Below are 12,487 nucleotides of genomic sequence, written 5' to 3' on the forward strand. Positions count from 1 at the left end.
CAAAATTCCGCAAAGTGGAATTCAGAAACCGCCCTATTGAGCGGCCCCCAACCCCAACGACACCATCCGTTCGTACAGCGAGGCGCGGGAGATGCCCAGCAATTTGGCCGCCCGCGCCTTGACCCCGCCCGCCTCCTCCAGCGCGGCGGCGATGGCGATGCGTTCGGCGGCGTGCAGCACCTCCGACAAAGGGCGCGCGCCAAGCTGCGCCGGGGCGAGCGCGGTGGCCCCCGCCGGATGTTGCATGCCGGGCAGAACGCTGCGGATGTGCGGGGCGGTCAGGATCGGCGCGTCGGTCAGGGCGACCACCCGCTCCAGCGTGTTGTACAGCTCGCGCACGTTGCCCGGCCAATCATACTCGCGCAGCACCTGGACGGCGGATTCCAGCAGCTCGCGCGGCGGCGTCCCTTGCTGGATCGACAATTGTTCCAGGATGCGGTCGGCGATGCTTTCGATGTCCTCGGGCCGGTCGCGCAGCGGCGGCAGGGTGATCGGCACCACGTTCAACCGATAATAGAGATCGGCGCGGAACTGCTTGTCGCGCACCAGCCCGATCAAATCGCGGCTGGTCGCGGCGATGATGCGGACGTCCACCCGGATGACCTTGTTGGAGCCGAGCGGCTCGATCTCGCGCTCTTGCAGCACGCGCAGCAGCTTGGCCTGGAGCGGCAGGGACATGTCGCCGATTTCGTCCAGAAACAGGGTGCCGCCGTTGGCCAACTGGAATTTGCCGTCGCGGTGGCGGCGGTCGGCCCCGGTGAAGGCGCCGGGGGCGACGCCGAAAAATTCAGCCTCCAGCAGCGTTTCGGGAATCGCCGCGACGTTCACCCCGACAAAGGGGCGGTTGGCGCGCGGGCTGGCGTTATGGATGGCCTGGGCCAACAGCTCCTTGCCGGTGCCGGTTTCGCCCAGCAGCAGGACGGTGGAATCCATCTGCGCGGCGCGGCGGCCCAACCGTTTGATTTCACGAATGGAGTCGCTGGCTCCCAGAAATTGGGAGAAGCTGTATTTGGCGCGCCGTTCGTGCGCCAATTCCTGTTGGGCGCGGGCCAACTCCTCTTGCAGCTTTTCGTATTTTTTGACCAAGGGGCGCAGATACTCGGCGCGGTCGAACAGCACGAAACCGATGGCCCCGATCAGCGTTCCGTCGGCCCCGAACAGCGGCAGGCGGGTGACGACGAACGAACGGTCGCCGAACTCCATAATGTCCAGCGGCATCGGTTGCCCGGTTTCGATGACGCGGCGCAGCAGGCTTTTCGGAATGATGTCTTCGACCGGCTTGCCGCGCGGGTCGCCGGAAAAACGCAGCAGGGTCTTGTACTTCTCATCCATCCAGGCGATGCGGGCGTTGCGGTCCACGGTGACGGCGCCGACGCACATGCTTTCCAGATGCTCGAACAGGGAATGAACGGCGCGTTGCCGCAACGCTTCAAAATCGACGATGTCGTCCACGCCACCCTCCCAGATCGGACCGATTGTTGCTGTCGCGGTGCCGATGTTCGCTGCATTGCAGCGTATTTTCTCAACAATTTCAGGCGTCAACATAGTAACCCATCCATAAGAGCAAAGGGAAGGCGCGCATCTATGCACGGCGCGCGGGCGCATCCTGCGGGAAAGAGACGCGGATTATCTTCGGCATTTGTCGCGCTTTTTGATTCTTTTGTGACAATTTTTGATGTCAGTCGCGAAATACAACCGTTGGGGCTGAGGGGTGGTTGACGCTGACCGGCGCCAAGCGTGGGGCGCGCGCGGTCGGCCAGCGTCAACCGCCGACCGGGTCGGCGGTCACTGGGACGTCCATCCTCCGTCCATCGTCACCGCCGATCCGGTCATCCCGTCCGCCGCGTCGGAGCACAGGAACACCGCCAACCCGCCAAGCTGGTCGGGGGTGACGAACTCTTTCGACGGTTGCTTTTCACCGACCAACCGACGCCCGGCCTCCTCCACGCCGATTCCCTGGGACGCGGCGAGCGCGTCGATCTGCTTTTGCACCAGCGCGGTCAGCACCCAACCGGGACAGATGGCGTTGCAGGTCACGCCGCTTCCCGCCGTCTCCAACGCCACCACCTTGGTCAAGCCGACGACGCCATGCTTGGCGGCGACGTAGGCGGCCTTGTTGACCGACCCGACCATGCCGTGAACCGACGCGATGTTGATGACGCGGCCCCAACCGCGTTCGCGCATGCCGGGCAGGACGTGACGCGTGCCGTGAAACACCGCCGACAGGTTGATGGCGATCACCGCGTCCCAACGGTCGGTCGGGAACTCCTCCACCGGGGCGACATGCTGGATGCCCGCGTTGTTGACCAGAATGTCGACGCGCCCGAATTCGTCCTGCGCGAAGGCGACCAGATCGCGGATTTCGTCGGGTTTCGACAGGTCGGCCCCGTGATGGGCGACGCGGACGCCAAACTCCGTGGCGATGGAGCGGCGCAGCGTCTCGATCTCGTCACGGTCGCCAAAACCGTTCAGCACCAGATCGGCGCCGACCCCGGCGAGCGCGCGGGCGATGCCCAGCCCAATGCCGCTGGTCGATCCGGTGACGATGGCCGTCTTGCGCGACAACATCATGGCTTCACTCCCTAATGCCTGTTGGTTGGTTGAGGATCGGCGTTTTTGCGCGCCGATTCATGGCGGTAGTTCAGGCGCACGGCCCCCCAATGACGGCCGCGCACCAGGATCGGCGCCGACACTTCCTTGATGGTCACGAATTGCCCGCCGCCCATGTCGCGGCGGTAGGTTTGCAGAATGAAGGGCTTCCGGTTGCGCGCCGCCGCCAGCCCGGCGCGGTCGTCGAAGATGCGGCGGTTGCGGCAATGGGCGGCGTTCCACACCGGATCGGGGCCTTGCGGGTTGGCGTAACGCTGGTTGTGGGTCGGCAGATAGCCGTTGCGGTCCACCGCGACGCAAGACGCCGTGCGCGGGTCGGCGGCGAAGGCCGGTTCCAGAATGTCGGGCAGCGCCCGGTCGGTGAAGTCGGTGAAGCGGGTCTTGAACTGGCGCGGGTTGCTGTTGGCCACCGGGACATACTCCTCGTCGAACAGGTCGGCCTCGCTGATTTCGCCGATGGCCAGACCAGCCTCCAGCCGGGTGGCGAGTTGGATGGCGACCTGCCGCGCCCGGCGCAGGAACGGGCTGTCGACGGTCTCGACGCCCATGTCCACCGTCGCCTCAATCAAGGCCTCGCCCAGGCTGAGCAGGGAGGCGACCTGATCGCGCGCCCGCCCGACGTCGGCGCTCGACGACGCGATGTCGCCCGCGATCTGGCTCATGCGGCTTTCCATGTCGCGGCACTGGTCATGGATGGTCGCCGCTTCGCCGTCGATGCGGGTGGATTCGGTGGCCACCATGTCCATCACCTCGGACACCGTCGAGAACACCCCGGCGATGGCGTCGGCGCCGCTGCGGACGGCGGCGGCGCGCTCGGTCCCCGCCGCGCCATGGTCCAGCAGGCGGCGCGCCCGTTCGTCCAGCGTGCGCAGGGTGCCTTCGATCTCCACCGTCGCCTCGGCGGTCTTGCGCGACAGCGCCTTGACTTCGGTGGCGACGACGGCGAAGCCGCGCCCGGCGTCCCCGGCGCGCGCCGCTTCGATGGTGGCGTTCAGCGCCAGCAGGTTGGTTTGCCGGGCGATGGCGTTGATCTCGCGCGCCACCTTGCCGACGCCCTTCATCACCTCGCGCAGTTCGTTCAACTCGGCGTCGATGGCCCCGACGGTGGAGACCAGCGCGTTGATCGAGCCGATGGCCCCGTCCAGCGTCGCCCGCGACCCGTCAACCCGGCCCCGCGCCGCCTCCACCTCCCCGCAGGTGGCGCGGGCCGATCCGGCGATGCGTTCCCCCGCTTGCGCCATGGCGATGGACGCGGCGTGCAAATCGCCCAGCGTCGCCGCCCCGCGATCCATGCGCGCGCTGATGTCCTCGATCCGCCCGGAGATCTCGGCGATGTCCACCGACATGCCGCCCGCCGCGTCGGCGATCCGGTCGAGATGTCGGTCGTGAAGGGATGAGGCGATGACGCTGGAACCGTCCATGGTGATGATAACCTCCCTTGTCGCGCTGGCTGGGCCGCGCTGGTTGAAGCCTCCGGCGTTTCGCTGGAGACCCGTCGGCCCGGAATTGCGTGGTGTTTTCGCTAACTTGCGCAAATCGCGTGCCAGCGGGACAAGGCCCTGTGAAAAAACGGCAACATACGGAAATGATTGGACATGATGATTGGGGGATCGGGCGTCCTTTGTTGTCTCTGTCCGCAATTCTGGACGTCGCGTCACAGTTCTGGACAAACGTCGGCGTCGCCGTGGCAAAAGAAAAAACGAATGAACTCTTGAAATGGCGCGCGTGGGGAAAAAGAAGGGGGCCAGAAGGCCCCCTTGGGGAAGGTTCCGTTGAAAATATGCCCCGGTCAGCGCGCACGCCCCGGCAGACGGGCGAGGATCTCGCCAACGATGCCGCGCCGGAACAACAGCACGCAGACGACGAAGATGGCGCCGATGACCACCGGAACCGGCAGGCTGGTCGCCGCCAGATAGCTTTCCAGCGTCACCACCAACCCGGCCCCGACCACCGGCCCGAACAGGGTGCCCATGCCGCCCAGCAGCGTCATCAACACCACCTCGCCCGACATCTGCCATTGCACGTCGGTCAGCGAGGCCAGTTGGAAGACCAACGCCTTGGTTCCGCCCGCCAACCCGGCCAGCGACGCCGACAGGACGAAGGCGACCAGCTTGTAACGGTCGGTGCGGTAGCCCAGCGAAATGGCGCGCGGCTCATTCTCGCGGATCGCCTTCAACACCTGGCCGAAGGGCGAATGCACCGTGCGCCAGATCAGCGCGAAGCCGACGACGAAGACCGCCAGCACCACGTAATACATGGTCAAGGGCTGCGTCAGGTCGAAGATTCCGAACAGAACGCCGCGCGGCACGCCCTGGATGCCGTCCTCGCCGCCGGTGAATTTCATTTGCAGGGCCATGAAGAAGACCATCTGCGACAGCGCCAGCGTAATCATGGCGAAATAGATGCCCTGGCGGCGGATGGCGATGATCCCGAAGATCAAGCCGAGAAAGGCCCCGGCGAGAACGCCCAACAGCAAGCCCGCCTCCGGCGGCAGCCCCCAAACCTTGACCGAATGGGCGGTGACGTAGGCCGCGCCGCCGAAAAACGCGGCGTGGCCAAAGCTGAGCAGACCGGCGAAGCCGATCAACAGGTTGAAGGCGCAGGCGAACAGCGCGAAACACAGCACCTTCATGACGAAGACCGGATAGAGCGCGAAGGGCGCGGCCCCGGCCACCGCCAACCCGACGGCGAACAGCAGGGCGGTGCGGGCGGTTCCGGCGTCCGGCCCGCGCAGGGCCACCGTGGTGGTTTTGGCCGTGGTTTGGCTTGCGGCGGTCATGGATCAACGCTCCCGTCCGAAAAGGCCCGCAGGCTTGATGAGAAGAACGATCGCCATCACGACGAACACGACGATGTTGGACGCCTCGGGGTAGAAGACCTTGGTCAACCCCTCCATCAGCCCCAGCCCCAGCCCGGTGAGGATCGCCCCCAGGATCGACCCCATGCCGCCGATGACGACCACGGCGAAGACGATGATGATGAGGTTGGATCCCATCAGCGGCGACACCTGATAGATCGGCGCGGCCAGCACCCCGGCCAGCCCGGCCAACGCCACGCCGAAGGCGTAGGTCGCCGACACCATCACCGGCACGTTGATTCCAAAGGCCTGGACCAGAACCGGGTTTTCCGTGGCGGCGCGCAGGTAAGCCCCCAACCGCGTCCGCTCGATGGCGAACCAGGTGCCGAAGCAGACGATCAACGAGGACACGACGACCCAGCCGCGATAATTCGGCAGGAACATGAAGCCCAGATTTTGCCCGCCCTTCAGCAGATCGGGAATCGGGTAGGGTTGGCCCGACACGCCGTAAAAATGCCGGAACGCCCCTTCAAAAATCAGCGCCAGACCAAAGGTCAGCAGCAGCCCATAGAGATGATCGAGCTTGTAGAGCCGCGACAGCATCGTCTTTTCCAGAACGACGCCGATCAACCCGACCAGAGTCGGCGCCAGGAACAGCGCCCACCAATAGCCCAGCCCCAGATAGCTCAGCAGCAGCCACGCCACAAAGGCGCCGACCATGTAAAGCGCGCCATGGGCGAAGTTGATGACGTTGAGCATCCCGAAAATCACCGCCAGCCCCAGGCTGAGCAGCGCGTAGAACGAGCCGTTGATAAGGCCCAGCAAAAGCTGGCCAAACAACGCTTGGGGCGGCGCCCCCAACAGATCGAACATGCCATCCCTCCCCGAATGTCGCGCCCCCGAATGTCGCGCGTGGCGGTTTCTTGATTGATTGGCGCGCGACGCCCCCTCCCCATCCCTCCCCCGCTTGACCTACGGCATTCACACATCTTCGGTTTAGGCAACTCATTGGAAGAAAAAGAACTTTTCTCCGTCATTCCCGCGAAGGCGGGAATCCAGACTTATCCATAGGGTTCGTCTGGCAAACTCTGGATCCCCGCCTGCGCGGGGATGACGGAAAATCCGTTTCATTTCAATTAGTTGCAGCAAGAAAAAGATGTGTGAATGCCGTAGCCCGCTTGACAGCGGGAGAGGGGGTTGGTCGTTCCCTCTCCCGCCAGCGGCGGGGGAGGGTTAGGGAGGGGGCAACCGCGAGTCCGGCGTCACTTCACCAGCGGGCAGCCGCTCAGCGCCGGATCCAGGAAGGCGGTTTCTGCCGGGATCGTCTTCACGACGTCGTAATAATCCCACGGCCCCTTGGACTCGCCGGGCTTCTTGACGCGGACCAGATACATGTCGTGGAACATGCGGCCATTGGCGGCGACCTTGCCCTTTTTGGCGAACATGTCCTCAACCGGCAATTCGCGCATCTTGGCGGCGACCTTGTCGGAATCGTCGGTCTTCGCGGCCTCCACCGCCTTCAGGTAATGCTTGACCGCCGAATAGACGCCCGCCTGCACCATGGTCGGCTTCTTGCCCGCCTTGGCCTCGAACTTCTTCGACCAGTCGCGGGTCTGGTCGTCGAGGTTCCAATAGAATCCTTCGGTGAACATCAGGCCTTGCGCCGCCGACAGGCCCAGCGCGTGGATGTCGGTGATGAACAGCAGCAGCCCGGCCAGGCTCTGGCCGCTTTGGGTGATGCCGAACTCGGCGGCCTGCTTGACCGCGTTGGTGGCGTCGCCGCCCGCGTTGGCGAAGCCGATGACGTCGGCCTTCGACGCCTGGGCCTGCAACAGGAAGGACGAGAAATCCGCCGACCCCAGCGGATGGCGGACGGCGCCGACCACCTTGCCGCCCAGCTTGTTGACCATCTTGGTGGTCTCTTCCTCCAGCGACTGGCCGAAGGCGTAGTCGGCGGTCACGAAGTACCAGTTCTTCTTGCCCTGCTCGAACAGCGCGCGGCCGGTTCCGGCGGCCATCGCGTAATTGTCGTAGGCCCAGTGGAAGCCATAGGGGCTGCATTGCGCGCCGGTCAGCGCCGTGGCGCCGGGGCCGGACATCAGGAAAATGCGTTTCTTCTCCTTGGTGATGCCCTGCACCGCCAGGGCGGCGGCGGAGTTCGGCACGTCGGCGATGACGTCGACGTTGCCGGTGTCCACCCATTCGCGCGCCTTGCTGGCGGCGATGTCGGCCTTGTTCTGATGGTCGGCGACGACGATTTCGATCGGCGCCCCGGCGACCTTGCCGCCGAACTCTTCCGCCGCCATCCGCGCGGCGATGGCCGATCCTTCCCCGGCGAGATCGGCGTAAATGCCCGAACGGTCGTTCAGCACGCCGATGCGGACGACGTCGTTCGACACTTGGGCCTGAGCCGCGCCGCTGGCGAGCGTGAGCAGGGCGGTTCCGGCAAGAAGAAGGCTGCGCATTACGGGTTCTCTCCCTCAGGGGTTTTGGTTGGGTTTGGTCATGTTCGTTCGTTCGCGCGGTTGGGTCCGCGCGTGGCTTTGACGACAGGACATGTGGCAAGCCGCCGGGGTTCGCCGTTCCTCCGCAATCGGGAGGAACGGCGTCGCCGCAGTCGCTTTTGGTCAAAAACGGGGTGTCAGACGCCGAGATAGGTGTGGAGCTTGTCCATGTTGGCGTCGAGCTGGTCGTTCGGGATCATGTCCACGACATGCCCCTCTTCCATCACATAGTGACGGTCGGCGATGGTGGCGGCGAAGCGGAAATTCTGCTCCACCAGGACGATGGTGAAGCCGCGCGCTTTCAAGGCGCGGACGGCGACGCCAATTTGTTCGATGATGACCGGGGCCAGACCCTCCGTCGGCTCGTCCAGCAAAATCAGATTGGCGCCGGTGCGCAGGATGCGGGCGATGGCCAGCATCTGCTGTTCGCCGCCCGACAAGCGGGTGCCTTGCGTCGTTCCACGCCCTTTCAGATTGGGGAACAGATCGTAAATCTGCTCCACCGTCATGCCGCCTTCCTTGATGACCGGCGGCAGGGTCAGGTTTTCATCGACGCTGAGGCTGGAGAAGATGCCGCGCTCTTCCGGGACGTAACCGATGCCCAGACGCGGGATCTTGTGCTGGGCCATGCCGATCAGTTCGCTCCCCTGGAAGCGGATGGAGCCGGTGCGCCGCCCGATGATGCCCATGATCGAGCGCATGGTGGACGTCTTGCCCGCCCCGTTGCGGCCCAACAGGGTCACGACCTCGCCCTGACGAACCTCCAGGCTGACGCCGTGCAGGACGTGGCTTTCGCCGTAAAAGCCGTGCAGATCGTTGATTTCCAGCATGGCTGTCTTGGTGATCGAACCGTCAGGCATGCCCTGCTCCCCCACCCGTGCCCATATAGGCTTCCATGACCTGGGCGTTGCGCGATACGACGTCGTATGGACCTTCGGCGAGGATTTCGCCGCGCCGCAGGACGGTGATGGTGTCCGACAGATGGGCGACGACCGACAGATTGTGCTCCACCATCAGCACGGTGCGGCTGGCCGCCACCCGTTTGATGAGCGCGGCGGTTCCCTCGATGTCCTCATGCCCCATGCCGGCCAGCGGTTCGTCCAGCAGCATCACTTCGGGATCGAGCGCCAGGGTGGTGGCGATTTCCAGCGCGCGCTTGCGGCCATAGGGCAGTTCAGCGGCCAGATGATAGGCCCACGGCGACAGATTGACGTCCTCGATCAGTTCCAGCGCCCGCTGGTGCAGGTCGTGCAGGGTCGATTCCGATTTCCAGAAATGAAAACTGGTGCCGAGCGGGCGTTGCAGGGCGACGCGGACATTCTCCAGCACGCTCAGATGCGGGAAGACCGCCGAGATCTGGAAGGAGCGCACCAGCCCCATCAACGCGATGTCCGCCGGTTTGGCGCCGGTGATGTCCCGGCCCTTGTAGAGAATTTGCCCACGGGTCGGCGTCAGGAACTTGGTGAGCAGGTTGAACACCGTGCTCTTGCCCGCTCCGTTCGGCCCGATCAGCGCGTGGATGGCGCCCCGGCGAACCTGGAGGTTCACCTCTTTCACCGCGACGAAGCCCTTGAACTCTTTCGTCAGGCCGCGCGCTTCCAGGATGATGTCGTCGGTCATCGGCTGTGCAATCCCCTCCCCTGTCGTCCTCGTGGTTCCCGGCCGCTTCTCCGGTGGGACGTTTGCCGTTGTTGGTAAGCATGAAGCGTGCCAACCGGCGGCCATGATCGCAAAGCGCCCGAATCCCTTTGCGTCCCAAGGGCTGGCCGTTTCGGTCGTGAAAGCGGCGCACTTAGGAAAGCGTCAGAATCTCGGACACTCTGTCCAACCAACATGACACCACGCGAAGCGTTCGTCACCAACACCGTCAGGATGACGGACGTTTCCGTATGGTCGAAGCGCAGGGCAATCGGGTGAAGGGTTATAAACCTGTATAGAGGATTTTCCGTCATCCCCGCGAAGGCGGGGATCCAGGCTTTTCGGTCAGATTCTCTCTGCGAACTCTGGATCCCCGCCTTCGCGGGGATGACGAATTTCCCAATGAAGGAATTTCAAGCCTTCACCCGATTGCCCTGGGTCGATGCGGCTTGCAAATCGGACGAACGGCTGCGATGGTGAGAAACCGACGGTGCCGGGCCACGCCGCTTGCGGAATGGCCGGGATAATAGGGAATACGGTGCGGGTTCCGGGTTGCCCCAGAACCTTACGCCGTGGCTGCCCCCGCAACTGTGTGCGGCGAGTTCCTCTTCGCTACGCCACTGGCCTTAAAACGGGCTGGGAAGGCCGAAGACCAAGGAGCGACGACCCGCGAGCCAGGAAACCTGCCGCCGGACGATGACGTTCATTCCAACCCCGCCGGGTGTGGCGGGACAGAAGGATATGCCATGATGACCAGCCGTTCGCTTCGCGCCACCGCCGGAACCTCCGCCCGCACCGCCGTCGCGGCCTTCGCCGCCATGCTGTTGGGCAGCTTCCTGCTGTACGGCGTCGGCTTCGCCCAGCCGCAGCAGATCCACGACGCGGCGCACGACGCCCGTCACTCTTTCGCGTTCCCCTGCCACTAAGCCAGGATCATGGAATTGTTCCGGCGGCTGTTTACAGCCGCCTTGGTCGCGGGCGTGCTTTCCGGCACGGCCGCTTCCGTCGTTCAGCAGGTGACGACCGTCCCGCTGATCCTTGAGGCTGAAAAATACGAGGTGGTGACTCCGCCCGTGGCCGCCGCCCCCGCCCCCGCGATGGTCGGCCCGGTGGCTCAGGCCGCCATGGCGGCGTTGGCGCCCGCGTCCTCAGACCACGCGCATCACCACGCCGCCGCCCCGGTTCGCGAAATTGGCGAAGGCGTGCCGACCACCGCCGAAGAAGCCTTTCAACGGCTGTGGACCACCGTGGCGTCCAATTTGCTGGCGGGCGTCGGCTACGCCCTGTTGATCGGCGGCGTCATGCTGCTGATCGGCGAGCGGGTGGACGCGCGCCGTGGCTTGTTGTGGGGTTTGGGCGGTTTCATCGCCTTTTCCCTGGCTCCGGCCTATGGTTTGCCGCCCGAATTGCCGGGCATGGCGGGCGCTGATCTGGAAGCGCGGCAACTCTGGTGGTTCGCGACGGCGATCTGCGCGGCGGGCGGTTTGCTGGCGGTGGCGTTTTCGCGCAACCCGGTCATTCTGGCTGGCGGCGTCCTGCTGGCGGCCCTGCCGCATCTGGTCGGCGCCCCCCACGCGGAATCAGCCGCTGGCGCGGTTCCGCCGGAATTGGCGGCGCGTTTCGTCACCTTGTCGCTGGGAACGGCGGCGCTGTTCTGGGCGGTTCTCGGCAGCGTTTCCGGCATGATGATGAGCCGCGTCATCGGCTCCAACGATTCCGACGATGATTTTTAAGGGCGAAGGCGCATGTCCGCACAAAACAAAGCGGTGGTCGGCAAGACGCCCGCCACCGTCATCACCGGCTTTCTCGGGGCCGGAAAAACCACGCTGATCCGTGGCCTGCTGGAGCGGGCCGACGGGCGGCGTCTGGCGCTCATCATCAACGAGTTCGGCGACGTCGGCATCGACGGCGACATCCTGCGCGCCTGCGGCAACCCGACCTGCACCGACGACGACGTCATCGAACTGGCGAACGGCTGTCTGTGCTGCACCGTCGCCGATGATTTCGTCCCGGCGATTGAAAAGCTGCTGGCCCGCCCGAACCCGCCGGAGCACATCATCATCGAAACCAGCGGTCTGGCTCTGCCCAAGCCGCTGGTCCAGGCCTTCCACTGGCCCGCGATCAAAAGCCGGGTGACGGTCGATGGCGTGATCGCCGTGGTGGACGCGGCGGCGGCGGCGGAAGGGCGCTTCGCCCCCGATCCGGCGGTTCTGGCCGCCCAACGCGAAGCCTCCGGCACGGTCGATCACGAAACCCCGGTCGAGGAGGTGTTCGAGGATCAATTGCTCTGCGCCGATCTGATCGTGGTCAACAAGACCGACCTGATCGACGCCGCCGATCTGGCGCGCGTGGAGGGGTTGATCGGCGACGCCCTGAACCGCGACGCCAAGCTGGTCCGCGCGGCGCACGGCGCGGTGGATCCGCTGGTCCTGCTGGGCGTCGGCGCGGCGGTCGAGGACGACCTCGCCAACCGCCCCAGCCACCATGACGAGGAAGAGGGCCACGACCACGACGACTTCACCAGCTTCGTGGTGGAACTGCCGCCGCAGCCCGACCCCGACGCGCTGGCGGCGTCGCTGGCCGAGGTCGCGGCGGTGCATGGCGTGTTGCGGCTGAAGGGCTTCATCGACGTGCCGGGCAAGCCGATGCGCTTGCTGGTCCAGGGCGTCGGCGCGCGGGTGCAAACCCATTACGACCGCCTGTGGAAAGCGGGCGAGGAGCGCCGCAGCCGTCTGGTGGTGATCGGCGAAACCGGCCTGGACCACGACGCCGTGCGACGGGCCATCGCGGGATAGGGTCGCGGGGGAGGCTTTTCTCCCCCACCTTAAGAATCCCTCTCCCGCAGGCGCTACGGCATTCACACATCTTTGGCATGGGCAACTCATTGAAAGAAAAAGAACTTTCCTCCGTCATTCCCGCGAAGGCGGGAATCCAGGCT

At 65.0% G+C, this 12,487-nt stretch carries 11 protein-coding genes and 1 riboswitch; of the genes, 3 read left to right on the forward strand and 8 right to left on the reverse strand.

Annotation, left to right across the window (positions count from 1 at the left end; all coding sequences use genetic code 11):
• Positions 1-33: 33 nt before the first annotated feature.
• From ACODS4_RS21340 to ACODS4_RS21375, 8 genes are all read right to left on the reverse strand, one after another.
• On the reverse strand, positions 34-1,452 hold the full coding sequence (locus ACODS4_RS21340) for a sigma-54 interaction domain-containing protein (protein WP_488867303.1): 1,419 nt from the start codon (positions 1,450-1,452) through the stop codon (positions 34-36).
• Between the two features lie 333 nt (positions 1,453-1,785).
• Complete coding sequence (locus tag ACODS4_RS21345; protein WP_488867399.1) at positions 1,786-2,568, reverse strand: 3-hydroxybutyrate dehydrogenase; 783 nt, start codon at positions 2,566-2,568, stop codon at positions 1,786-1,788.
• 14 nt (positions 2,569-2,582) lie between these two features.
• Positions 2,583-4,031, reverse strand: coding sequence for a methyl-accepting chemotaxis protein (locus tag ACODS4_RS21350; protein WP_488867305.1), 1,449 nt, complete (start codon positions 4,029-4,031; stop codon positions 2,583-2,585).
• A 368-nt stretch (positions 4,032-4,399) separates the two neighbouring features.
• Positions 4,400-5,389: a branched-chain amino acid ABC transporter permease gene (locus tag ACODS4_RS21355; protein ID WP_488867307.1), complete on the reverse strand. Its 990-nt coding sequence runs from the start codon at positions 5,387-5,389 to the stop codon at positions 4,400-4,402.
• 3 nt (positions 5,390-5,392) lie between these two features.
• Positions 5,393-6,280 (reverse strand): branched-chain amino acid ABC transporter permease, encoded by an 888-nt coding sequence (locus ACODS4_RS21360; RefSeq protein WP_488867309.1) that lies wholly within the window; start codon positions 6,278-6,280, stop codon positions 5,393-5,395.
• Between the two features lie 389 nt (positions 6,281-6,669).
• A complete protein-coding gene (locus ACODS4_RS21365) occupies positions 6,670-7,872 on the reverse strand; it encodes an ABC transporter substrate-binding protein (RefSeq protein ID WP_488867311.1) in 1,203 nt (400 codons plus the stop codon).
• Between the two features lie 176 nt (positions 7,873-8,048).
• Positions 8,049-8,771 (reverse strand): ABC transporter ATP-binding protein, encoded by a 723-nt coding sequence (locus ACODS4_RS21370; protein WP_488867313.1) that lies wholly within the window; start codon positions 8,769-8,771, stop codon positions 8,049-8,051.
• Complete coding sequence (locus tag ACODS4_RS21375; RefSeq protein WP_488867315.1) at positions 8,764-9,531, reverse strand: ABC transporter ATP-binding protein; 768 nt, start codon at positions 9,529-9,531, stop codon at positions 8,764-8,766. The genes ACODS4_RS21370 and ACODS4_RS21375 overlap by 8 nt, the downstream gene beginning before the upstream one ends.
• A gap of 489 nt (positions 9,532-10,020) precedes the next feature.
• Positions 10,021-10,254, forward strand: a riboswitch (cobalamin riboswitch).
• 41 nt (positions 10,255-10,295) lie between these two features.
• Between ACODS4_RS21375 and ACODS4_RS21380 the strand changes: the two genes are divergently transcribed.
• The 3 genes from ACODS4_RS21380 to cobW are packed head-to-tail and all read left to right on the forward strand — an operon-like array spanning position 10,296 to position 12,344.
• Positions 10,296-10,475: a CbtB domain-containing protein gene (locus ACODS4_RS21380; protein ID WP_488867317.1), complete on the forward strand. Its 180-nt coding sequence runs from the start codon at positions 10,296-10,298 to the stop codon at positions 10,473-10,475.
• Between the two features lie 9 nt (positions 10,476-10,484).
• Positions 10,485-11,282 (forward strand): CbtA family protein, encoded by a 798-nt coding sequence (locus ACODS4_RS21385; protein ID WP_488867319.1) that lies wholly within the window; start codon positions 10,485-10,487, stop codon positions 11,280-11,282.
• Between the two features lie 12 nt (positions 11,283-11,294).
• Complete coding sequence (cobW, locus tag ACODS4_RS21390; RefSeq protein WP_488867321.1) at positions 11,295-12,344, forward strand: cobalamin biosynthesis protein CobW; 1,050 nt, start codon at positions 11,295-11,297, stop codon at positions 12,342-12,344.
• The last annotated feature ends 143 nt before the right edge of the window (positions 12,345-12,487 follow it).

It is taken from the genome of Azospirillum sp. FG154 (genome assembly GCF_057809575.1).

Coding starts and splice junctions, on each gene's coding strand:
- ACODS4_RS21385 (WP_488867319.1), top strand. CDS start 10,485: ATGGAATTGTTCCGGCGGCTGTTTACAGCCGCCTTGGTCGCGGGCGTG.
- ACODS4_RS21375 (WP_488867315.1), bottom strand. CDS start 9,531: ATGACCGACGACATCATCCTGGAAGCGCGCGGCCTGACGAAAGAGTTC.
- ACODS4_RS21350 (WP_488867305.1), bottom strand. CDS start 4,031: ATGGACGGTTCCAGCGTCATCGCCTCATCCCTTCACGACCGACATCTC.
- ACODS4_RS21370 (WP_488867313.1), bottom strand. CDS start 8,771: ATGCCTGACGGTTCGATCACCAAGACAGCCATGCTGGAAATCAACGAT.
- ACODS4_RS21355 (WP_488867307.1), bottom strand. CDS start 5,389: ATGACCGCCGCAAGCCAAACCACGGCCAAAACCACCACGGTGGCCCTG.
- cobW (WP_488867321.1), top strand. CDS start 11,295: ATGTCCGCACAAAACAAAGCGGTGGTCGGCAAGACGCCCGCCACCGTC.
- ACODS4_RS21360 (WP_488867309.1), bottom strand. CDS start 6,280: ATGTTCGATCTGTTGGGGGCGCCGCCCCAAGCGTTGTTTGGCCAGCTT.
- ACODS4_RS21365 (WP_488867311.1), bottom strand. CDS start 7,872: ATGCGCAGCCTTCTTCTTGCCGGAACCGCCCTGCTCACGCTCGCCAGC.
- ACODS4_RS21345 (WP_488867399.1), bottom strand. CDS start 2,568: ATGTTGTCGCGCAAGACGGCCATCGTCACCGGATCGACCAGCGGCATT.
- ACODS4_RS21380 (WP_488867317.1), top strand. CDS start 10,296: ATGATGACCAGCCGTTCGCTTCGCGCCACCGCCGGAACCTCCGCCCGC.